This is a genomic window from Flavobacterium nitrogenifigens (genome assembly GCF_003254565.1).
GTDB lineage: Bacteria > Bacteroidota > Bacteroidia > Flavobacteriales > Flavobacteriaceae > Flavobacterium > Flavobacterium nitrogenifigens.
Window position 1 is genome coordinate 1 of the sequence record NZ_QJRI01000081.1, and the last position, 379, is coordinate 379.

The 379-nt window shown below is 36.9% G+C and carries 1 protein-coding gene; it reads right to left on the minus strand.

Features of this window, described 5'->3' with window-relative positions:
* Positions 1 to 379 (minus strand): condensation domain-containing protein (locus DM397_RS00345; RefSeq protein ID WP_162615424.1); only part of this gene is annotated, 379 nt, incomplete at both ends.

Genomic DNA, 379 nt, shown 5'->3' on the forward strand with positions numbered 1-379 from the left:
TATCTTAAAATCTAATTGTTCTGCAGGGATAATATATTGTCTGATATCCCCTTCATTATCTGCTTTGAAATACGTTCGCAGTATTTCATGGCGTTGCAGCAAAAGCTTAAACGATTCTTCGAATTTATCAATATCTATATTTCCTTTTAGCGAAACTGCTCCGGGCATATTATACGCCAGCGAACCGCCTTCTAACTGGCTCATTATCCACAATCGTCTTTGAGAATCCGTTAAGGGATAAGACTCGCTTTCAGGTGCCTTCGGGATTGCAATATATTCACTATCCTGCAGCTCTTTACTCAATTCTTCAATAGTTGGGCTTTCAAAAAACAATTTAATAGTGATTGTTTTTCCAAATTGTTTATGGGTACGGTTAATT